Genomic DNA, 21533 nt, shown 5'->3' on the forward strand with positions numbered 1-21533 from the left:
TCCCCCAATGTCGGCGGTTATATCGTCTCCTACGGCCAGAGCAGCGGCAAGTACAGTTCAAACATTGATGCCGGCAACAAGACCTCGCTCACGGTGTGCGGATTGCAAGAAGGTCAAAAGTATTATTTCGCGGTGAAGGCCTATGATGCGACCCGGACCACCGAAAGCAATTATGCCAACGAAGTCAGTAAAATAGTTCCTATCAAGGCGGAGCTAACGGCGGATTTCACTGCCAGTGCAACCAGCGGCGCTCCGGGCTTAGTGGTGAGTTTCACGCCTGTCGGCAGCGGGACAGTCATAAGCTGGAAATGGGATTTCCCAGGTTCAATCACTCCTTCCGTAACGAACACGACTGCTGAAGTCGTCACTGCGACTTACCCTAATCCAGGAATGTATAGCGTAAGTCTGACATTGATCGGACCAAGTGAAAGTGTCACCAAGACTAAGAGAAACTTGGTTACCGTGGAGGCTAAGAGGGGATCTGCGGGAGAAATCAAGTGAATGCCTGACTGAGGCGGTCTAAAAGAATTGATCAGTCCAGTTGAGAGATAGACCTTAACTGGAGTAAAAAACGACGATAAGAACAAAAAGTATTCAAAAGGATTCAGGCTGGTCCCTGGAACAAGGCCAAGCCAAGCTGAAACGGCTCGAAGCCTGTCTATCTAAACCAATAATGCTGAGGAACTGGATCAAGGAACATCATAAGGCGGTCGGCTGGAGCATGAGTTCCCGCATGCAGGCGCAACTGGTGTGCAATGCTTGACGATGGCAATCTGGTAGCGCCGCCCTGAAGCCGGCTTGAGCCATCATGTCGGATCGCCGTGTTCAAAGATGCCGGGAAGACGTTTCGGTCCTTATTGAAGGCCCACGGCTTCCAAGGCAGCATGAGCCGGAAAGGCGATTGCTGGGACAATGCCGTGCTGGAAAGCTTCTTTGGCCGTTTGAAACAGGAACTCGTGCAATAGCGAAATTATCAAACCCGGTATGAAGCGCAGCAGGCTGTTCTATATCTCAGTGTTTTATAACCCTCAGTGGCTACGCCTGTACCCGGGTTACAAAAGTCCCAGCACATATGAAGCAGAAATGAATCAACTACAGAATGTTGCTTAACTGTATTGATCGATTTTACGACCACCTCATAGAGATTTGTACAAAATTGGGAGGTAAGTATGCATAACAGAAAAATATCAGTAATTGGTCTGGGTTATGTCGGATTGCCGGTTGCAGTCGAATTTGGTAAAAATCAGCAGGTTATCGGATTCGATATCAATTCGATACGCATTGAAGAGCTCAAAAAAGGCATTGAGCGCACCAATGAAGTAGATGTGGAAGATCTGACTAGAGCCAATATTTTATATACTTGTAATGCTGAAGACTTAAAAAAGGCGGATTTTCATATAATTGCAGTACCTACGCCGGTCAATAAAGCCAAACAGCCGGATCTGAGGCCGGTAATCAAGGCCTCAAGAACTGTAGGTAAACAACTTAAAAAAGGTGATATTGTTGTTTATGAATCAACAGTCTATCCGGGAGCTACAGAGGAAGATTGCATTCCTGTTCTGGAACAGGAATCGGGATTGATATGGGGTATCGATTTTAATGTCGGGTACTCGCCTGAGCGAATTAATCCCGGCGATAGACAGCATACATTTAAGACTATTACTAAAGTAGTGTCAGGAGATACGCCTGAAACGCTGGAAACTGTAGCGTCTGTTTATGAATCCGTGGTTACGGCTGGTGTACATAAAGCAGCTACCATCAAAGTCGCGGAAGCAGCCAAGGTGATTGAGAATACTCAAAGGGACTTAAATATCTCATTAATGAACGAGCTGGCTTTGATTTTCAATAAAATGGATATTGATACAAGAGATGTTTTGGCCGCGGCATCAACAAAATGGAATTTTTTGCCATTCGATCCCGGACTGGTGGGAGGACACTGTATAGGCGTTGACCCTTATTATCTTACTTATAAATCGGCAACTTTAGGATATACACCACAAGTCATCCTGTCCGGGCGCAGTATTAATGACAGTATGGGAAACTTCATAGCCGCTCAGACGGTAAAGGAATTAATCAAAGCCGAAAAGTGCGTCAGAGGCAGCGTAGTCACTATTTTAGGCTTTACGTTTAAAGAGAATGTTCCCGATATAAGAAACACACGAGTCATTGATATTTATAGAGAATTGCAAACCTACGGCATTAATGTGCAGGTGTTCGATCCCCTGTCGGATTCAAATGAAATAATGGAAGAATATGGGGTTAAATTATCATCAGAAGATGAACTGAAACCCGCTCATGCCGTGCTGTTAGCTGTACCGCATGATTACTTTTTAGATAAGGATTGGTCTTATTTGTTAGGTTTATTACATGATGAGACAGGCATAGTTATAGATATCAAAGCCAAGCTTGAAAGAGAGAGGGTACCAAAAGGCATTAAACTTTGGAGGTTGTAATATTTCATGGTAGAAATTGTTTTAACTGATGAGCTTGACTTTAAAGGATTCAGGCACTTGGTATGCGGCCTCTAAAAATAATAACTGATGTTACGGGTGCCGCTGAAAAAGTTTCTTATCTTGCTATGAAAAAAGCTTGAGTTATGCATCGATTATTTAATCAGCCACACCAGCTATGCGACAGCAATAAGTTTGCCAGCAATGCTGAACGGCGAAGTAAATCATGATCAATTGACGAGGTTTTTATCGGAGCGAGATTATACCTCGAAAGATTTATGGTGGGAGGTCAAATCGATGGTGCGACAGTTTGAGCGCGAGGCCGGCTGTCTAATTTTTGATAATAGGGTTCAGGAGAAAGCATAGACGGATGAGGGCGAGATCATGTGCAGGCATGGTTGGCTGATGGGCTTCGAATAAGAAGTGCTTTTCGTGCGGTGGGTTTGCAAATAAAGACAGTAGCACCGGCTTGCTGAGTCTGGTGTGCAGTGATTTAAGGTGCGATGGCTAACAGGTCGATCTGCCAGCAACGATGGCAAGTTGAAGGATTTCATAAGTCCCTGAAAGCCAATGCGGGTTGGCAAAATCTCCAACTCGCATGGTGATCATGCAGAACAACCCTGTGTTTGGTCATCTATGCCGTGTTCAAGCTGGAATGCTTGAAGATCAGATATAAGGGCAATTAGAAGGCCTATTTTGAATTGCAAAAAATGCAGACTGCATAACATCAGTCGAACAATCAGAAACCTAAAAGAAACCACTATTATGCAAAGTAAAAAATATATTACGGTCATAATTCCTACATTTAATCGTCGTAAGTTTATCGTCGAAGCCGTTACCAGCGTACTAGAGCAAAATATTGATGATCTTGAAATTATTGTTGTGGATGACGGATCAACAGATGGCACACAGGATGTGCTTAAGCCGTACATGAATGTTATTCGTTACATATATCAGGAAAATCGTGGCGTCAGTGCTGCACGGAACCGCGGCGTTCGGGAAAGCAGCGGCGAACTGCTTGCCTTCCTGGACAGTGATGACCTTTGGTCTCCCGGCAAACTCAACGCTCAGATAAATAGGGTGTTAGGTGATGATATTCTGAGCTTTCAAGAGGTGGAATGGTTTGTTGACCATGAAGAGGACCGGGAATTTCTCAACCAATGCAAAAGTGTAACATGGCCGCGTTGCGATACTTCGGGCTATGTGCTCGACCCCGTCCTCGATGTAGCCGCGGGACGATATTTCCACCTAGGAACTTTGCTTTGCAGGAAGAGTACATTTTTGGAAGTAGGGTTCTTTGATGAGAATTTATGCTTTGGAGAGGATGAAGACTGGTTCAGCAGGGCCTCTATGAAAATGCGCTTTCATTATATTTCTGAACCTTTTTTGAAAAGACGCTTTCATGTGAATCAGACCGGGTCTGAGCGGGAAGAATGTCTTCAAAGTTTAATAACAGTCTTTTCCAATATCAAAGCTCGGACCGAAGAAGTCCATCCGAAAGCTCATGCGATTGCCAACAGGCGATTGGCTGCAAAATGGTCCCATTTGGCAAATATTTTAGCTGATCAGGAACGCTATTTAGAGGCAAGTCGTGCGGCTGGAACAGCTTTTGTCCTAGAGCCATTCGATATAAGAAGGCTAATGAAATCGGTATTGCTATTTTGTAATGTTTCAATTAAGTCAAAGTAGATGAAAAATATCTCTTCCTGTTTGCGCCCACTAACTGTACCGGGTCATTAAAATTCTAAAGTCAAGCGGAGGCGGACATATATATTGCTGTTGCTTTTTTGCATTGCCGTAAATCAGGTTATTGCGTAAATTACTTAGGTGTTGATACTCATTGTAAGGTTGAGCAGGATAAAGAATAATGACTTTTGAGCGATATATCATAGTAGTTAGGCGGCTAACCTAGACTGCTAGAAAATAATGGAAAAAATAGTGCATGGTATTGCTCAAAATTTTGAAATGTTGCGGCTCAATTCAGCAGCAGCAATTCAAAAACAAAGGCATGAAATGAACGCGATCATTAGAAAAGATTTAGAAGTGAAACGACCAGGAGCCGAATGCCCTATCGTTAATTCATTCGATGGTTTGTGGCTTTATCTATAAACGAAAGTAGTTTGGTCTTTTATTAATAAATGAGAAAGCAAGCGAAGGAGTTTATATGAATATTCGACAAATGTTATTAGCGGGTATAGCGGTTGTGTTCTTAACTACTGGCAACGCCTGGGCTGACGAAGACAGCAAAACAAACAATGGTAAATCGGATTGGTTCTCTCGATCGACACTTGTACATAAGCTAAGCACTTTGCACCGTAAAATACATGCTTGGCGTAATAAGATGTGGCAGGTTGGGAATTATGAGTCAAAGCAATCTTATGGATCTACACCTTCAGGTGGAGTTACAAATGGTTCTACATCTACAGGTAGCGTAGTAAGAGGCGTTGCTCCAGAAATTGATGCCGCATCCGGAACCAGTGCGATCGCTTTGCTAACCGGTGTTTTATTATTGGCGGGCGAAAGGCCTCGGTCTCGACGGGTTAACATTTCCTGATCTATAGCATTAAAACCGGATCAGCATACTACTTATGCTGATCCGCTCTTTCTCACCTTTGCCGAATGATGACTGAATATGTAACACAATTTTGCACCATAGCAACCTCAAAACGATTAGCAATTCGCTGGTCATTGCTTCTGGCAATTCTGGCATTCGAATTCATGGCGATAACGATCAGGCATGATATGCCGCCACTCCTGGAGACTGAGGTTAGCTGGTCAGTTCGGTTATTCCATTCTTCGAATAAGATTTGGCGGATTGGCCTCTGGATCATCTGCGCCAATCTCCTTATCTTTAGCCCGCGGATTAAGGCCGTGCTTGGCAGTTTACGGGAGCAGTCGAGCGATTATCATTGGTCGATTTGGTTAGCATTCCACATTTTCACTTTTTTTGCGTTCGCAGTTGTTACTGCATTCCTATTTGCAACACCGGTCAATCCCGCTCGGCTCACAGCATTCTGGTTTACAGTTTGGTTTACATTGTTGAGCGCAACTTTGCTGTTATGGCTGCTCGCTTTGGCTCCAGGGCAGTTCTGGCTGCGGCTGATCCGTCAGGAGTATACAGCATTGCTAATGGGAGGCATGCTGGGGATAGGCGCTTGGCAGACCATAAGAGTGCTCAATCGAAGAGAAGGATTCTTAGGTCAAGAAGAATTCTGGAACTCTTTGTCCATACCTACCATGCAGCTCGTCCATGCACTGCTCAGCTGGATTTATGACGACCTCGTCTATCAGCCCCTCGTCTATCAGCCGGAAAAATTCTTGCTAGGTACAACCTCTTTTCAGGTTGAAATCTTTTATCCTTGCTCAGGTTTGGAAGGGATTGCCTTAATTACCTTATTTCTTGCTATTTATCTTTGGCTATTCCGTAAGGCACTACGTTTCCCGCAAGCCTTTTGGCTTTTTCCTCTAGGCATATTATTTATCTGGTTGGCCAATGCCGTACGTATTGCCATGTTGATTGCGATCGGCGCGTCCTTCTCTCCTGAAGTGGCGCTACAAGGCTTTCACGCCCAAGCCGGCTGGATAGCCTTCACTTTAATTGCCATCGGTGCGATTGCTTTGTCTAACAGGATGCAGTTTTTTACCATTGCCAACTCAGGCTTTCCAGTTGTTGGAGCCGACAAATCTCTTGCAGCGGCTCTGCTTGTTCCATTATTGGCTTTGATGGCTGCTTCAATGGTGTCGTCAGCCTTTTCCAGCGGCTTTGATAGACTATATCCTGTCCGCGTGGCAGCTATCGCGGTGGCGCTTTACTACTTCCGCGATGCTTATAAAGGCCTCGGCTGGAGTTGGTCCTGGCAGGCGCTGTTAATCGGCACTGCAGTGTTCCTGATCTGGATGTTGCTGGAGCCCGACGCTGACAGCAGCAAGACTGCATTATCACAGGGATTGGCGGAGCTCACGAGCGGATCGGCTGTGATCTGGCTGGCTTTTCGCGTGATTGGGTCGGCAATCGCGGTGCCCTTGGCTGAGGAGCTTGCCTTCCGCGGTTACTTGATTCGCAAATTAACCGCGAAAGACTTTGAAAATGTACCGCTTGGGCAGTTCTCATGGTTTTCATTCATGGCTACCTCCGTACTTTTCGGATTAATGCATGAACGCTGGGTTGCCGGAATCTTGGCCGGAATGGGTTATGCCCTGGCTCTATATCGTCGCGGGCAGCTTGGCGACGCCGTCATTGCCCATATGACGACCAACGCATTGATTGCCGTTTTTGTCCTCACACAGGCGAAATGGTCTTTATGGTCATAAAAACTGACGAAACCGGAGGCTGCAAAGCGCTGCCGCAGTCTGAATAATATTGCTGATCAGGATTAGCGTTTCATCAGCAAAATTATAAAAAATCGATGGTATTGAAATGATTTATATGATTGGAAAGGGGAGCAGTTCATTGATAGGGGGAAATCGGCTTACACGCATTTTATTCCTTCTGCGGAGTAAATTTTTCCGTAATAAAACCATGACTTCTTCAATCTGCCGACTATTTTCATCAGATTCCGTTTTGTGCCGATTGCCCGCTTTTGGCACTCCGCAGCCCTGCTGCTACAGCTTCACTGGCCAGTTGCCAATTTAAAGAACCGGGTAGAAATGTCATGAAATATTCATTCGATAAGTCACTGGAAAGAAATAACGCCCTTCCTTTGAAAAATGATAAGCTTATGGCTGAAGTTAGAACTGCAATTAAAATGCCCATTGGGAAGTACAGGCGGTGCCTCGAGCCCTGGAAAAGAAAAAATTGTTATGATTGGGTGAGAGGCTTAAATGCTGATTTTTCATTGGTTGGTAGTTTGGGGTTTTTCAAATTCAGTTTAGTGGTCAATACAGTCAATACATATTGATAAGTTAACGTGGTGTTTTTGGAGAGCGAGCAAATGAATACATTCACTTTGAGAAGTTTAATATTTCCAAATTATAGAGGCAGTCTTTTAGCTTTCTTTTTGGGTTGCATGCTTTGGCTGCCTGATCAGGCTTTTGCTCAGGCGGATAGCAATTATCGCCTCAATCCGGGCGATAAGCTGCAAATTACCGTCTGGGAAGAGGAAAAGTTAAAACAGGATGTAGTGGTGCTGCCGGATGGCACAATCTCTTTTCCTCTGGTCGGCCATGTCGCCGCTGCCGGTAAAACGACTGAGGAGTTAGTCAGTTTACTACGGGAACGTCTTAAACAATTTATTCCGGACTCCGAAGTAAACGTCAGGTTACTCGCCGCAACGGGCAACATGATTTATGTAACCGGCGAGGTCGCCCACCCGGGGGCATTCGTGATGACAAGGCCTACGGATGTAATGCAAGCCTTGAGCATGGCCGGTGGCCTGACAGAATTTGCCAAGAAAAACAGCATTATCGTATTGAGGCGTGAAGCAGATGGTCGAGCCAAGTCCTTGCCTTTTGAGTACGGCGATGTTGAAGACGGCGAAAACATAGAATCGAATATTTTATTGCAAAGCGGCGATACTATCGTGGCGCCATGAACAATTTTAAAAGGAAAGCATGTACTACAGACGAAAAATGGCCATGCTCGCGCTGGCCTGCATTGGTTTTGGAAAAGACGTAGCCGCCGCCGAATGGGAAGTGAAAGGGGACTTGGGGCAACAGCTTGAGTACAATGACAATATATCATTGAATACTATTCGCAAGGACTCTGTTGCCGGATACGTTTTGAGGCCCAGCCTGCAAGCCAGCCGAAAAACGGAGGTATTGGATATCGCATTTGAAGGGCTGGGTGATATTCGCCGTTATGACGATTCGAACTGGGATTGCGATAACTATAGTCTAAGTCTTAACAATCAATATAAGACCAAGCGCAGCGTTTATGGTTTAAGTGGCGGATACAGTATCAGCTGTTCCTATGCCCAACAAATTACAGATACAGGGCTGCTTGTGCCTAATAGTCAGTCTGAACAATACCGGATAGAACCTTCGTGGGCCTGGCAGTGGACAGAACGCGACAAGTTGAGCCTGATTGGCTCTTACTCCAAGACAAGCTATAGAAATTCATTTGTCGGCGTTGCCTTCAATAACCAAGGTTCACTGAATTTCAGCGGCAATGAGACTTACGCCGTTAGTCTGGGCGAGAGTCATGAGTGGAGCCGACGCCTTACCCTGACAGGAAATCTCTTTTATTCCAATATCAAATACACTGGATTTGGCATATCGGCTCTAAATGCAACGACTCAAAACCTGTTTGGCTTTGTGCTCGGGGGCAATTACGAAATCGATGAAAATTGGTCATTTAATGTCGGTGGGGGACCTGTATGGGTTGACGGCGTGGGACAGAATTTCGGTGGTGTTTCGCAGGAACAGAATTCCTCAGTATCCCTGGGCAGTAAGGCCAATATTGATGTAACCTATGACGGCAAGCTGACTAAGTTCTCTGCCGGCTATTCCAATTCTATTGATCCTAGCTCCTTGGGGCAAACGTTGCAAAACCACAACGTCTTCGCCAATTATTCTTATCGTTTTACCCAACATCTTTTGCTGGATCTCTCGGGAAATTTCTCAAATAACCAATCAATCGGCGGCGGCCAGTCGACAGGCAGCCAATTTGATCGCACCTACTTCACAACGGTCGCAGGCATTGCCTGGGAGCCCACGAGAAACTGGCAGCTCAAGGGCAGCTATGTTTACAGCTGGCAGGATTACCAGCAGGACCAGAATCTGCAAAATCTCCAGAATTTGCGGAATATCAATGTGGGAACGAGTCATTCCAATGCCGTGATGCTTTTTCTGAATTATTCTTGGGATGGCATTCAGCGTTCCCGTTAGCTTCTTAAGTCAACAAGCAACGGTTATCAAAGCGTTGCGCTCATCAGCCGACCTAAGAGAGAGCGAGGTTGGCGTTTACCCGAATGTCCTGCCGTTCATAGAAGCGTTATTCGGTGCGTTTCGAGTCGGGTTTGACGCCACCTGTACGAGCGATCGTTAACCGTGCAACTGCCGTCGATCTGATTAAAAGGCATCGAACGGGGGCATACATGCAGCAGGCCAGAAAAGAATCGACAACTGGATGAACAATCATTTTTCGCCATTGAGGCACGTGCCGTTGCCGGGTTTGAAAGTCAACACGATCGTACCGATTCAACTAATAAAATCAGTTACGCTCAATTAATAAGTATTAGTGCCTAAGTATTAGTCCTAATTGAATTAAATTCACAGTAAATCATACTGAAGCTCAGAATAGACCGCTGTAAATACTTGCCCGATCCGGGTTACAACCTTGCAGGAGATTAAGACGTGTCATTGATAACCGTTGAAGTTTTAGACAAGGAAACCGGTAAAGTCAGAGCTGTTCCGGTTGCCGTTAATCCTACGTTTTTAAAAGGGGATAATCAGCCCGATATGCTTGACTATATCCAACGCATAATTGACCCGCGGCACAAGCCTGTCCTCAAGCCTTTAAGAATAACACCACGCTATGGACATGGCTAGCTCAAGCGAAGATTAGTCATTAGTTCTGAATTGAACGGCTGCCTTCATTGCAAGGGGGGCAGGTTTTTAGTGCCTAATGAAATCAAAGTTCAGAGTACTCGGCCTTCCAAAATTAGAAAAATATGGAGCAGGATCCAGGAGCTTGAAATTGAGATAATAAAATGGATAAGGCAGCAATTATAAAATTGTTAAAAAGAATTGGCTCATAGCCGATTCCTGGGAATAACTAGCTCCAATAGTGAACTTAACAACGTTTTAATGAAAGGACATTAATCAATTTCGCAGATAAATTAACCCACAGGTAGAGTTAGCCCCAGAGAGTTCCTGAGTTTCAGTGGAAATTTTTCTTCGGAGTCGGATCCTCTAAAACAACGTTGCCGATATTGCCTTCTCGTTTCGGACAGTGACCACGAAGCCACAACCGATATCAATTTAGGGTGCGGCGGGAAACAATTTCCCTGGCTTTTGAAAAATAACATTCGCCTCTGTATAAATGCTGGTTTTATCGCTCAACAGGAAAGTTATTTTTAGCCAAATCTTAAATCAATCCGTCGTTTTAAGATTATATTTGCGCACCCGGTAGCGCAACGTTTCCCGGGTAGTGCCCAATGCCCGCGTTGCAGCGGCCAGATTGTTGTCGGCCCGTTCCAGGGCGGTCTTGATAATGAAGCGATCCATGTCTTCCAGCGCCATGCTGCCGTCCAATGGTAAACAAATCCTGTCTTTCGATCCGGAAGCCGTGTCTTCCGAAGCCGTGCTTTCCTGGCCGGGTAATTGCAGCCACTGGACCGGAAAAACCGGACCGTCTGCAAACAGCACACAGCGTTCGATGACGTTGCGCAGTTCGCGGACATTGCCGGGCCAGTAATGGGCGCGCAATTTATCCCAGACCTGTTCTGGAATCTCTTTGACATGGCGGCCGGCCTTGGCGTTGTATTCGGCGACAAACAGCGGCACCAGCTCATCCAGATCCTCCCTGGCCTCGCGCAAAGGAGGCAGCATCACGCGGAATACGTTCAGGCGGTGGTAAAGATCGCTGCGGAAATTGCCGTCCCGTATCATCTGCTCGAGATCCTGGTTGCTGGCCGCGATAATCTGGACATCGACCGTGATTTCCTTCTCGCCGCCCAAGCGTCGCACTTTATGGTCTTCAATCGCTTTCAGCAGCTTGGCCTGTAAATCAAGCGGCATTTCGCCGATTTCATCCATGAACAGCGTGCCGCCGTCGGCTTGCTCTAGCAGGCCGCGGTGACGTCCCGAGGCGCCGGTAAAGGCTCCAGGTTCGTGACCGAACAATTCCGACTCCAGCAGCTCACGCGGCAGAGCGGCGCAATTGACTTCGATCATCGGGTGCCGCGCCCTGGCGCCGCCATAATGCAGGATACGCGCCACCAGCCCTTTGCCGGTGCCTGTTTCGCCGCCTATGATCAGGGCGCTGAAAGGGACTTTGGTCAGGCGCGTCAGCAATTCCCGGACATTGCGCGCCTGGCGGCTCGATCCGACATAGGCTTCCGGCGAATAGCGCCTATGCTCCTGCCGTGTCTGATCAATAACCCGGCGCTGTATCGCCGCGCTACGGGCTGCGCTGTTGACGACCAGATCGAGGCGATCCAGATCGCAAGGCTTTTCCAGAAAGTCATAAGCGCCCAAACGCAAGGCCCGGACCGAATCCGGCACGCTGCCGTAGCCAGTCAGAAACAGCCATTCGGCATAGCTGATGTTTTTTTTCATCTTTTCCATGAAATCCAGTGCATTGCCGTCCGGCAGATTCATATCGGACAGGATCAGCAAAGGCTCCATCTCATCCCTAAGCAATAATTCCTCGGCTTCGGCCAGCGAGGTCGCCAGCATGACCTCCCAGTCGGATTGCCGATAGTGGCGTGACAGCTCCGAGCCCAACAGTTTTTCGTCCTCGATAATTAGCAGGGTTTCCATCAGGATTGATCTCCGGCAAGGTGACTATTCGGCAGAACGATAGACACACAGGCGCCATGCGGCTGGTAATTGGTGAGTCTGATGCTGCCGCCCATATCTTTGACAAAGCGTTGAACCATAGCCAGGCCCAGTCCGGTTCCGCGCTGGCGACTGGTACGGAACGGGCGAATGCCATAGTTCAGTATATCTTCTGAAAAGCCATGACCGTTGTCGATGACATCGATATGGAGTCCTTGCGCATCCTTGCGCGCTTTGATGCTGACCACGCCCGGTTCGCTTTCCAGCGCCTCGGCCGCATTCAGGATCAGGTTCAGCAGCGCCTGGCGCAGCGCGCTCTCGGGCAACTGCACCGGCAGCGGGCAGGGCGTGTCGATTTCCAGACGCACGGTTTCGGCAATCTGGTAGCGCGTCAACGTGACCAGATCGCGAATCAGCGAGGCCGCATCGAATTCGGTCGCCGGCTCCGGCGAGTGCCGGCTCTGGTCGAGCATCTCGTTGAGCAGCCGGGCCAGACGCTTCAGTTCTTCGCTGATCATATCCAGCCTTTCCTGCTGGTCGGGCGCCTGAATTTCGCGGCGGAGATTACTGAACGCGATCTGAATGCCGGCCAGTGGGTTGCGTATTTCATGCGCCAGTTCCGCCGCCACTTCGCCTATCGCCGCCAGCCGCTCCGCCCGCGCCAGGCTTGATTGCTGTTCCAGCAGGGCCTGCGTGGCCAGTTTGACTTCCTGCTGCAGGGACTGGGCATGCAGGCGTTTGACTTCCTCCAGTTCCGCCAGATGCTTGACCATTTCGTTATAGCTGTTGAATACCGGTAGCAGCAATGGATCAAGGTGATCGGTCGTGATCGGCGTGTAGTTTTCTTCCGTCAGCCGTTGCAGGAGTTGCTTCAAATCATTGAGCGGGTGCAGGATGCGGCTATGTAGAAACAGCACGGCCACTATCAGAGTCCAGGCCAGGATGACCAATGCCAGGTAAAGTTCGGTTTCCGTGGTGCGGCTGATGTTTTCCAGCAAATATTCGCGTTGCAGTGACTCGTTCTCGAGCGTATTGCTCATGACCTTGAGCGCTTTAATCAGACGTGTGTTTTTTTCCAGTTGATCCAGTTCGCCCACATCGATCAACAGATCTCTGACCGTCCCCAGGCTTTGCCGGGTTTTTTCCGATAAATGACGGTTATCGGTCATTAACGCGTCCATTTCCTCCAGGGTTCTGGACAAGGCTTCGGGCGGCACAATCGGCACTGCTCCGGTCAGGTATTCGATCAGCGACTGCTGCAAGCTTACCGATACATTCTGAATGCGATGAGAATAGGTGACATACGATAAAACGGTTTCAAAACGGTGCAGGTTGCGCCAGATCATGCCGCCTAATATGGCCAGCGCCAGCAAAAGCAGTCCCAGAAACGCCAAGCCGCGCAGTTGGACAGGACGATAAAAGAGTGATTTCATTAGGAATAGGATTCAAGGCGCAAGGTAAGGGAGGAAAGCTTCACCTTGCGCCATTTGCATCAATAATTCAAATACAAATTAACAGACAGGATATGACTCATTCTGTCAGGTCCGACGGCCTTGCGGATATATTGGTTCATGTAACCGATTTCCGTTCGGGTGTTTTTGTCAAAATTGTAGCCGATGCCAGCAAATGCTCGGTTCTGGTCAAAGCCATCGTCGTTCCAGTCGGTTCGGTTGATATTGGCGAAATACTCGTCGGTTGCCACCAGGTTGAAATCGGTCGCGAAAGGCAATGGCGTCGATAGTTTCAACAACTGCCTGAAACGCCAGCCGACATCTTCGCCGTTCTGCACAAAGCGCTGCTCGAGGCGGCTGCGGCTGGTGATCGTGCCGAACGAAAATTTCTCGCTCCACAGTAATTGCTGCCAGATACGATGCTCGTCAACCGGCGTGACCGTGAAAGGTTCCTCGGTAGGAATGAAGGCGTAGCCTAGCCAGACACTGGTATTGTCGTTCAGTGCATAACCGAGGCCCGTACGCAGCATGCCCTGCGAGAAGCGCGAAGTATCCTCGCCGAAACGTCCCTGGCCTTCGAGCCAGTATTTGAAGCTCTTCAGTTCGGGATTGAGGACGCCCAAACTGCCCATGGCCGTGATATTGCCCCAGGTCTGGAAATCTTCGGCTGTTTTGGCGGCTATCGGGTTCGAAAGCGTCAGGCCAATCAGCAGCGGTAAAATCAGTCTCATGTTTGATGTCTTCATTATTCTTAATTTCATATTTTTGTTGCAAGGCATAGAGAAGCGGCCCGGATGTTGCCGCGTTGCATCATGGGGATTATACCGAATTGATTGGAAACTCATGCAGGGTACGCACCGCGTACCATTTTGCAAATATTATTCAACTCAATAAAGGTACGCGGTGCGTACCCTACTTTTATCTCTGCATCAGTCCCAGCAAACCTTTCATCAATGCCAACGGTGTCGGCGGACAGCCGGAAATCATCATATCCACCGGGATGACATTAGACACTGCGCCGCAACTGGCGTAGGAAATGCCGAACTCACCACCGCAGGCGGCGCAATCCCCGGCCGCGACAACCCATTTCGGATCGGGTGTTGCCTCATAAGTGCGCAGCAATGCAGTCTGCATGTGCCGTGAAACCGGGCCGGCCACGAGCAGCACATCAGCATGCCGGGGCGAGGCGACGAAATGAATGCCGAAACGTTCTATGTCGTAGAAAGGATTATTGAGCGCATGGATCTCCAGTTCGCAGCCGTTGCAGGAGCCGGCATCGACTTGCCTGATCGCGATACTGCCGGCGAATTTTCGGTCGATATGCCTTTTGATCTCGATGCCGAGCTGTTCGAGCTCATCATCTTTCGGCGCTTTAACCCGTTCGGTGACCACGCCGGTTGTCAGAATTTTTTTAAACAGTCTCAGCATGTGTTTTTCCTACAAATCATGTCCAGAATAGGAACCGTTCACGGATTTGTTGCAGACCGGAAAATCCGGCACGATGTTGTCCAGCACGAGTTTTTCCAGCGCCGGCCAATTCAGCAGGCTAGGGTCGCGCGGATAGAAGCGGGCGACGGTATTGCCGGCGTCAAAACGGACATAAGTGATGATTTCGCCGCGCCAGCCTTCGACGATGCCCAGACCTTCACGACCTTCCGCAGGTGATTGCCATGCGCTGCGCAGTTCGCCCGGCGCCAGCAGATCGATGAATTGCCCTATCAGTTTCAGGGCAACGCTGATTTCCTTGTATCTGACCCAGAAGCGAGAGGCGATATCGCCTTGCGTTTCCACCGGCACCTTGACAGTCAGCCGGTCATAAGGCGCATAAGGCGCATCGCGGCGCACATCGAAATCCTGCCCGCTGGCCCGGCCGACATAGCCCAGCGTGCCGAGAGCGGCGGCGATGTCTTCGGATAGGAAGCCCGCCGTGTAGAGCCTGTCTTCCAGGGATGAATTCAAGTCCAAAGCCGGCAGAATCTCGCTAAATTCGACTTTCAGGTGAGCTATCTCCCGTTTGATCGCGACGCCGGCCTGTTCAGACAGATCACAAGCCACGCCGCTCGGCACAATACGGTCCATCAACAGACGGTGGCCGAACAGTTGCGCATTGGTTCGTAGCCACAGTTCCCGCAGACGCGTGAACTGCATTTGCGCAAAGGCGAAACCGACGTCATTGCAGATAGCGCCCATGTCGCCCAAATGATTGGCGACCCGTTCGCGTTCGGCCAGAATGCCGCGTATTAGGGCCGCACGCGGCGGAATGTCAACACCGGCGGCCTGTTCCATGGCCATGCAGGCCGCCCAGCAATGCCCGACCGTGGTATCACCCGAAATTCGCCCTGCCAGCCGCGCTAGTTGCTCGGGCGTACGACCTTCGGCGATTTTCTCGATGCCCTTGTGCACATAGCCGAGGCGCTCTTCCAGATTCAGGATGGTTTCGCCCACGGCCTGAAAGCGGAAATGGCCAGGCTCGATAATGCCGGCGTGGACAGGCCCGACCGGAATTTCATAAACGCCCGCACCGTAGGCCTTGACGAACGGATAATCCCGGTCAGGTGGCGTAACGGCTTCCGGCTCGCCCTGAACGGGAAAGTCCTTGCGCAACGGATAGCTGTTTTTGGGCCAGGCCTTGTGCCGTATCCAGGGGCGATTGTCGGGATGACCTACGAAATTCAGGCCGAACATATCCTGCGTATGGCGCTCGCTGCGGCTGGCGGCCGGATAAACTGTGGCTTGAGAAGGCAGTTCCGGTTTCGGGTTATGGACCCGGGTCCGGAGCAGGACATAGCGGCCCTGCTTCTCGAAACAGGCATTGATCAGAAACCATTCCTGCTCCTGCTCCGCCCAGCCGGCCGCCCAGCGCAGATTGTGCTGAACGGCCAGCTCCGCAAACCGTTGCCAGTCGCTGCTGACGATCTGCCACAGGCTCAACGGGCCGATGGCGAGCTGTTCAACCGAGAGGCCGGCTTCGTTGGTCTGCTTTAAAAAATCAGTCTTCCAACTGGAATTTGAATAACTCATAACGGCGCACTCCCTGAAATCAATACCGTCGCCTGTGAAAACCAGTCAGCCAGGAAGCCTGGAATCGCCAGGCCCAGCCAGAGCACCAAGCCCAAATGTATCATAACCGGCCACAGATTGGCTTTTATCGGTTGCTGGCCTTCGGGCTTGTCGCCGTAGACGATCGGCTGGATATGCCGGAACAGGCCCGCGAAGGCGATACCAATGCCGAGCAATAATAACGGCGCCAGCCACGGATAACTGTGCATCGTGGCCAGCAGCACCAGAAACTCGCTGGTGAAGACGCCGAAAGGCGGGAAGCCGGCAATCGAAACCGTGCCGATCAGCAGGCCCCAGCCGATTTCCGGCTGGGTTTTGATCAGGCCGCGTATCTTTTCCATGCTTTGCGTGCCGGCGAGCTGCGATGCATGGCCGACCGTCACGAAAATCGCCGACTTGGTCAGGGAATGCACGGTCATATGCAGCAAAGCCGCAAAAGTCGCCAATGGGCCGCCGATGCCGAAAGCAAATGTCATCATGCCCATGTGCTCGATCGAGGAATAACTGAACAGCCTTTTGATGTCTTTTTGCCGGTGCAGGAACAAGGCGCCGATCAGGAAAGACAGCAGGCCGAATCCCATCATCAGGAAGCCGGCCATATCGGAATGGCTAGCGCCGTCAACCAGCATTTTGTTGCGCACGACGGCATAGAGTGCGTCATTTAGTAATAAACCGGAAAGAACCGCCGACATCGGCGTCGGGCCTTCGGAATGGGCGTCGGGCAGCCAGTTATGCAGCGGCACGAGGCCGATCTTGGTGCCGTAGCCGATCAGCAGGAACACGAACGCGATTTTAAGCACTTCGGGGTTCAGCTTGTCGGCGTTTTCATAAAGCACCGACCAGAGCAGGGCGTTTTCTTCGCTGCCTATCTGCTCGGCCGCGTAATACAGCAAAATCGTGCCGAACAGCGCCTGCGCGATGCCGACGCCGCAGAGGATGAAATATTTCCAGGCAGCCTCCACCGATTCGGGCGTGCGGTAAAGACTGACCAGCAGCACCGTCGCCAGTGTCGCGCCTTCCATTGCGACCCACAAAATGCCCATATTGTTGGTCATCAGTACCAGGTACATCGACAGCATGAAGCCCTGGTACATGGCATGGTAAAGCTTCAGGCGCGCATCGTTGAGCCGGCCTATCTCCTTCTCGTGTTCCATATAAGGCGCAGAAAAAATGGCCGTAGTCAGGCCGACGAAAGCGGTCAGCACGATCAGGTAGACGTTGAACGGGTCGATCAGGAACGCCTTGCCTCTTGATAGAATTGTGCCTTCGCGCAGCACATTAATGGCCAGCCAGACAGTGGCAGCCAGATTGACGGCGTTTAATCGGATATTCAACAGGCCTGAGTCGGCCCTGTGCCCCGCCAGTGCAAAAAAGGCCATGCCGAGCAGCGGAATCAAGAGCACCAGATAGGCGGCGATCATTTATCCACCTCGCTCAAGCGGTTCAGCTTGTCGACATCGAGCGAATCGATACTGGTGCGAATATGAAAGAAAAAGATGCCGAACAGCACGGCCGCGATCAGCACATCGAACGCCACGCCCAGTTCGACGACCATCGGCATGCCGTGCGTGGCGACAACGGCGGCAAAAAACAAGCCGTTTTCTATCGACATGAAACCGACCACATGAGCGACAGCCTGCCGGTGCGAGATCATCAACAGCATGCCCAATAACATCACAGACAAACTGACGGCCAGCGCATTCAGCATGACCAGAGAAGACGTTTGTACGATAGGGTGCAGTATGTAATAGCTGAATACCATCAGGCTGGCGCCGCCCAGCATCACTGCGGAGTTATTTTTCAACGCCTCAACATCGCGGTGCATGTCCATTTGCAGCACTAACCGACGCAGCATCCACGGGATAAAAAACACTTTGAGGACCAGCGTCAGCACGGCGGAAATATAAAGATGATGGATATTCACGCTATAGGCCGCCACAGCCGTAGTCAAAGCCAGCAGCAAACCCTGCACGGCGAACACGAAAATCAGCCGCAGTACTCGGCCCTGGCCCAGCATCAGAAAAGACGTGAGCCCGACCAGTGCCGCCAGCGATAAGACGGCCTGCGTATAAAAGTCCAATTGCCCGATATTCATTAGCGAGCTCCCTCCAGAATGATATGGCTCAACATGCCCAGTAAGCCCAGCAAATAAGCAAAGCTGAGATATTCCTGCACGCGAAACAGGCGCATTTTAGCGAATAGTGTTTCCGATAGCGCCAACAGAATCGCCAGCAAGGCCAATTTGCCCAGGATAGCCAATAGACCGTAACTCAAATCCACAGGCGCAATTGTCTTGGCAATGCCCCAGGGAAAAAAAATGTTGGCAATCAGTACGCCGTACAACATCAGCTTCAACTGGCTGGCCCATTCTATTAGTGCCAGGTGGCGGCCGCTGTATTCCAAAATCATAGCTTCATGGATCATGGTCAGTTCCAGGTGCGTCGCCGGGTTATCGACCGGGATGCGCCCGGTTTCGGCAATCGCGACCAGCATCAGCGAAAGCAGCGCGAAGATGAATGAAGGGCGCAAGACCAGCCCTTCATGAAGCACATGACCGATAGCGAACGATAGATTAGTCGTGGATGCGGACATGGTCAGCGCAAAAATACTCATCAGCATGGCCGGCTCCGCCATCGATGATATCGTCATTTCGCGCGATGAGCCCATGCCGCCGAAGGCCGTGCCGATGTCCAGGCCGGCCAATGCCAGAAAAAACCGGGCAAAGGAAAAAAAACCGATCAGCACGATGACATCGGCGTTGGCCGAGGTGGGTAGGTCAACGGCGATCAGCGGCACGATGCTGGCGGCCAGCACCATGGCCGAGAATATGATGTACGGGGAGGTCGCGAAGATCCATGAGGCCTGATCCGAGACCACCGGCTGCTTGCGCGTCAGCTTGAGCAAATCCCGATAAGGCTGGAATAAGGATGGCGCCTTGCGGTTTTGCAAGCGGCATTTGCACTTTTTGATCCAGCCGGCCAGCAGGGGCGCCAGCGCAACAAACAAAATAGTTTGTAAAATTGCCAATAACCAATTCATTAACTGATGATCCATAACATGATGATTAAGGTAACGAACGAATAGCCCAGATAAGTCCTGATATTGCCGGTCTGAATGCGCCCGACCAGCCTGGCCGTCCTGTTGACGGTTCGCTCAATCGGCTGATACAGTCGTGGCCAGCTGTGATCTTGAATTTGCAGGGAATAATGGATAGCCGCGACATCCTGATCCATGGCGCCTTGGCTGTCTTTTTTGATCTGTTCATCGATAATCCAGACCTTGGCGAAAATACGCCTGAACGGCATCGTGAAGGCGCTGGAACTGTACTGCATGCGTGGTGTCAGGCCGCCGAAGCCGCAGTCCCAGGTTTCAGCCCGGCGCATGACCGTTGCAGGGCTGCGGCGCAGATAGCGGAAACAGATGCCGGCTGCGATCAGGGCTCCGACCAGAACCAAAGGCGCCGAATAGGATGCCTGCTCAGCAGAAACCGGTGCCAGATGCAGCCAGCTCAGTTTGGCGCCGTCTGGCAAAGACGCCCCCAGCACTTGCCCGGCAATGTTATTGATCAGGCCGATCATCAGGCCTGGAAAGATGCCGAACAGAAAGCACAGGCTGGCCAGCAGGGCAGTTCCTATTAACATGCCTTTATCAGTAATTTCCTGTGCTTTATCGGAATGCCGCGAGCGGGGCAGCCCCAGAAACATGATGCCGAAGACATTGACGAAGCAGGCCGCCGCCAGGGCTGCGGTCAGTGCCAAAGCGGCGGCTGCGACCGGAATCAGGCTGCGCAAAACGCCATTATCGATGACATCGACCTGCAGTGCTGTTTGGAAAGCCAGCCATTCCGATACGAAGCCGTTAAATAGCGGCAACGACGAAATGCTCATGAAGCCGATCAGAAACAGCATGCTGGTTTTCGGCATACGTTTGATCAGGCCGCCCATCAGGTCGATATTCAATTCATGCGTTTGATGATGAATAATGCCTGCGCCCAGGAACAGCAGGTTCTTGAATAACGCATGGTTGAAAGCGTGAAACAGCGCCGCCAGAAAGCCCAGTGCCGCCAGTTGAGGATAATGCTGCGCCATGAAAATCATCGACAGGCCCAGCACCATAAAGATAATGCCGATATTCTCGACCGAGCTGTAAGCCAGCAGCCGCTTTAAGTTGGTCTGCATCATGGCGTACAAAATGCCGCCGAGGGCTGACAGCGTGCCCACTAGCATCAGCACCAGCCCCCATTGCCAGTGTACCTCGCCGATCAGGTCAAAGCAGAACCGGATCAGGCCGTACAATGCCACTTTCAGCATCACGCCGCTCATCAGGCCCGAAATATGCGACGGCGCCACCGGATGCGCTTCCGGCAGCCAGACGTGCACGGGCACGAGCCCCGCTTTCATGCCAAAGCCCAGCAATGCCAGCACAAACGCGATACTGGCCCAGGCGGTTGACAGCCGGGCCTCGCGCAAGGCATCGAATGTGAAGCCGTCGGCAAAGCTGGCTAGCACGCCGAAGCCCAGAATAATGGCCAGCGCTCCGATTTCCGCCATCAGCAGGTAAAGAAAAGCCGCGCGCCGGTTGGCCGGGTTGTCATGCTGAAACGCCACCAGAAAGTAGCTGGCGACCGACATCAGTTCCCAGGCGATCATGAAAAAGAAGGCGTCATCGGCCAACAGCACCAGCAACATGCCGGCAATGAAAAGGCCGCTGAACAAACTCAGAACGGCAAATGGATGTTTGTCTTCTTCGAAGGCCGAGACATAGCCGGGGCCGTAAATGCTGACGGCACTAACGGCAATGCCGATGATTAAAAAGAAGAAGCCTGAAAGATTGTCGAACCGCACCTGCCAGGGCAGCCAGGGCAGGCCGAGACCAATCTTGTCAGTGAATACTTCATTGCTGATCAACGCGCCCAAACCGGCCAGTACGGCGAAAAATCCCGACAGGCCCAGCAAGCCGAATACAGCTTGTCGCACCAGAATTGGAATACGTGGATCTTCCAGATCATCAATTCCCCAACGCCGACTAAGCGCCAGGAGATTGATATTGCGGCGCTGATGGATCAGCAACGCCGGCAGGCAGGAGACGAAACTGAACAGGATGGAGCAGTAAGCCAGTACAAGAATCATTC

The 21533-nt window shown here is 50.6% G+C and carries 19 protein-coding genes and 1 pseudogene; 11 read left to right on the forward strand and 9 right to left on the reverse strand.

Annotation, left to right across the window (positions count from 1 at the left end):
• The 11 genes and pseudogenes from IT781_RS12720 to IT781_RS12770 all read left to right on the forward strand — a co-directional run.
• Window positions 1-501, forward strand: a 501-nt coding sequence (locus tag IT781_RS12720) for a PKD domain-containing protein (protein ID WP_194970540.1), incomplete at its 5' end; no start/stop codon positions are given.
• A gap of 202 nt (window positions 502-703) precedes the next feature.
• Window positions 704-1110, forward strand: a pseudogene (locus IT781_RS22365) (transposase); the annotation flags it as partial.
• A gap of 59 nt (window positions 1111-1169) precedes the next feature.
• Window positions 1170-2453 carry a nucleotide sugar dehydrogenase gene (locus IT781_RS12730; RefSeq protein ID WP_194970542.1) on the forward strand — a complete coding sequence of 428 codons (1284 nt, stop codon included), beginning with the start codon at window positions 1170-1172 and terminating at the stop codon, window positions 2451-2453.
• Between the two features lie 762 nt (window positions 2454-3215).
• Complete coding sequence (locus IT781_RS12735; protein ID WP_194970543.1) at window positions 3216-4139, forward strand: glycosyltransferase; 924 nt, start codon at window positions 3216-3218, stop codon at window positions 4137-4139.
• Between the two features lie 237 nt (window positions 4140-4376).
• The gene (locus IT781_RS12740; RefSeq protein WP_194970544.1) at window positions 4377-4559 is read left to right on the forward strand and encodes a hypothetical protein; all 183 of its coding nucleotides are present in this window, start codon (window positions 4377-4379) and stop codon (window positions 4557-4559) included.
• A 55-nt stretch (window positions 4560-4614) separates the two neighbouring features.
• Window positions 4615-5004 (forward strand): VPEID-CTERM sorting domain-containing protein, encoded by a 390-nt coding sequence (locus IT781_RS12745; RefSeq protein ID WP_194970545.1) that lies wholly within the window; start codon window positions 4615-4617, stop codon window positions 5002-5004.
• Between the two features lie 65 nt (window positions 5005-5069).
• Window positions 5070-6761 carry an exosortase E/protease, VPEID-CTERM system gene (xrtE, locus tag IT781_RS12750; protein WP_194970546.1) on the forward strand — a complete coding sequence of 564 codons (1692 nt, stop codon included), beginning with the start codon at window positions 5070-5072 and terminating at the stop codon, window positions 6759-6761.
• 341 nt (window positions 6762-7102) lie between these two features.
• On the forward strand, window positions 7103-7348 hold the full coding sequence (locus tag IT781_RS12755; protein ID WP_194970547.1) for a hypothetical protein: 246 nt from the start codon (window positions 7103-7105) through the stop codon (window positions 7346-7348).
• A 33-nt stretch (window positions 7349-7381) separates the two neighbouring features.
• Window positions 7382-7981: a polysaccharide biosynthesis/export family protein gene (locus tag IT781_RS12760; protein ID WP_194970548.1), complete on the forward strand. Its 600-nt coding sequence runs from the start codon at window positions 7382-7384 to the stop codon at window positions 7979-7981.
• A 19-nt stretch (window positions 7982-8000) separates the two neighbouring features.
• Window positions 8001-9275 carry a hypothetical protein gene (locus IT781_RS12765; protein WP_194970549.1) on the forward strand — a complete coding sequence of 425 codons (1275 nt, stop codon included), beginning with the start codon at window positions 8001-8003 and terminating at the stop codon, window positions 9273-9275.
• 468 nt (window positions 9276-9743) lie between these two features.
• A complete protein-coding gene (locus IT781_RS12770) occupies window positions 9744-9938 on the forward strand; it encodes a hypothetical protein (RefSeq protein ID WP_194970550.1) in 195 nt (64 codons plus the stop codon).
• Between the two features lie 543 nt (window positions 9939-10481).
• Here the strand turns inward: IT781_RS12770 and IT781_RS12775 are convergent.
• The 9 genes from IT781_RS12775 to hyfB all read right to left on the reverse strand — a co-directional run bounded on the left by IT781_RS12775 (window position 10482) and on the right by hyfB (window position 21531).
• On the reverse strand, window positions 10482-11876 hold the full coding sequence (locus IT781_RS12775) for a sigma-54 dependent transcriptional regulator (RefSeq protein WP_194970581.1): 1395 nt from the start codon (window positions 11874-11876) through the stop codon (window positions 10482-10484).
• Entirely contained in the window at window positions 11873-13324 is a 1452-nt protein-coding gene (locus tag IT781_RS12780; protein WP_194970551.1) for a sensor histidine kinase, read from the reverse strand. Before IT781_RS12780 ends, IT781_RS12775 begins: the two co-directional genes overlap by 4 nt.
• A 59-nt stretch (window positions 13325-13383) precedes the next feature.
• Window positions 13384-14073 carry a DUF2490 domain-containing protein gene (locus tag IT781_RS12785; RefSeq protein WP_228779130.1) on the reverse strand — a complete coding sequence of 230 codons (690 nt, stop codon included), beginning with the start codon at window positions 14071-14073 and terminating at the stop codon, window positions 13384-13386.
• A gap of 187 nt (window positions 14074-14260) precedes the next feature.
• Window positions 14261-14770: an NADH-quinone oxidoreductase subunit B family protein gene (locus IT781_RS12790; RefSeq protein ID WP_194970553.1), complete on the reverse strand. Its 510-nt coding sequence runs from the start codon at window positions 14768-14770 to the stop codon at window positions 14261-14263.
• Window positions 14771-14779: 9 nt separating this feature from the next.
• Entirely contained in the window at window positions 14780-16363 is a 1584-nt protein-coding gene (locus IT781_RS12795; protein ID WP_194970554.1) for an NADH-quinone oxidoreductase subunit C, read from the reverse strand.
• The gene (locus tag IT781_RS12800; RefSeq protein ID WP_194970555.1) at window positions 16360-17823 is read right to left on the reverse strand and encodes a hydrogenase 4 subunit F; all 1464 of its coding nucleotides are present in this window, start codon (window positions 17821-17823) and stop codon (window positions 16360-16362) included. The genes IT781_RS12795 and IT781_RS12800 overlap by 4 nt, the downstream gene beginning before the upstream one ends.
• Complete coding sequence (locus IT781_RS12805) at window positions 17820-18497, reverse strand: formate hydrogenlyase (RefSeq protein WP_194970556.1); 678 nt, start codon at window positions 18495-18497, stop codon at window positions 17820-17822. Before IT781_RS12805 ends, IT781_RS12800 begins: the two co-directional genes overlap by 4 nt.
• Window positions 18497-19441, reverse strand: a complete 945-nt coding sequence (locus tag IT781_RS12810; RefSeq protein WP_194970557.1) for a respiratory chain complex I subunit 1 family protein — start codon at window positions 19439-19441, stop codon at window positions 18497-18499. Before IT781_RS12810 ends, IT781_RS12805 begins: the two co-directional genes overlap by 1 nt.
• Window positions 19441-21531: a hydrogenase 4 subunit B gene (gene hyfB / locus IT781_RS12815; RefSeq protein WP_194970558.1), complete on the reverse strand. Its 2091-nt coding sequence runs from the start codon at window positions 21529-21531 to the stop codon at window positions 19441-19443. The genes IT781_RS12810 and hyfB overlap by 1 nt, the downstream gene beginning before the upstream one ends.
• Window positions 21532-21533 lie beyond the last annotated feature (2 nt).

This window comes from Methylobacter sp. BlB1 (genome assembly GCF_015476545.1).
Classification (GTDB): domain Bacteria; phylum Pseudomonadota; class Gammaproteobacteria; order Methylococcales; family Methylomonadaceae; genus Methylobacter.

Excerpts from the sequence above, each read along its gene's own strand:
- IT781_RS12730 (WP_194970542.1), top strand. The coding sequence starts at position 1,170 with ATGCATAACAGAAAAATATCAGTAATTGGTCTGGGTTATGTCGGATTG.
- IT781_RS12735 (WP_194970543.1), top strand. The coding sequence starts at position 3,216 with ATGCAAAGTAAAAAATATATTACGGTCATAATTCCTACATTTAATCGT.
- IT781_RS12740 (WP_194970544.1), top strand. The coding sequence starts at position 4,377 with ATGGAAAAAATAGTGCATGGTATTGCTCAAAATTTTGAAATGTTGCGG.
- IT781_RS12745 (WP_194970545.1), top strand. The coding sequence starts at position 4,615 with ATGAATATTCGACAAATGTTATTAGCGGGTATAGCGGTTGTGTTCTTA.
- xrtE (WP_194970546.1), top strand. The coding sequence starts at position 5,070 with ATGATGACTGAATATGTAACACAATTTTGCACCATAGCAACCTCAAAA.
- IT781_RS12755 (WP_194970547.1), top strand. The coding sequence starts at position 7,103 with ATGAAATATTCATTCGATAAGTCACTGGAAAGAAATAACGCCCTTCCT.
- IT781_RS12760 (WP_194970548.1), top strand. The coding sequence starts at position 7,382 with ATGAATACATTCACTTTGAGAAGTTTAATATTTCCAAATTATAGAGGC.
- IT781_RS12765 (WP_194970549.1), top strand. The coding sequence starts at position 8,001 with ATGTACTACAGACGAAAAATGGCCATGCTCGCGCTGGCCTGCATTGGT.
- IT781_RS12780 (WP_194970551.1), bottom strand. The coding sequence starts at position 13,324 with ATGAAATCACTCTTTTATCGTCCTGTCCAACTGCGCGGCTTGGCGTTT.
- IT781_RS12785 (WP_228779130.1), bottom strand. The coding sequence starts at position 14,073 with ATGAGACTGATTTTACCGCTGCTGATTGGCCTGACGCTTTCGAACCCG.
- IT781_RS12790 (WP_194970553.1), bottom strand. The coding sequence starts at position 14,770 with ATGCTGAGACTGTTTAAAAAAATTCTGACAACCGGCGTGGTCACCGAA.
- IT781_RS12795 (WP_194970554.1), bottom strand. The coding sequence starts at position 16,363 with ATGAGTTATTCAAATTCCAGTTGGAAGACTGATTTTTTAAAGCAGACC.
- IT781_RS12800 (WP_194970555.1), bottom strand. The coding sequence starts at position 17,823 with ATGATCGCCGCCTATCTGGTGCTCTTGATTCCGCTGCTCGGCATGGCC.
- IT781_RS12805 (WP_194970556.1), bottom strand. The coding sequence starts at position 18,497 with ATGAATATCGGGCAATTGGACTTTTATACGCAGGCCGTCTTATCGCTG.
- IT781_RS12810 (WP_194970557.1), bottom strand. The coding sequence starts at position 19,441 with ATGAATTGGTTATTGGCAATTTTACAAACTATTTTGTTTGTTGCGCTG.
- hyfB (WP_194970558.1), bottom strand. The coding sequence starts at position 21,531 with ATGATTCTTGTACTGGCTTACTGCTCCATCCTGTTCAGTTTCGTCTCC.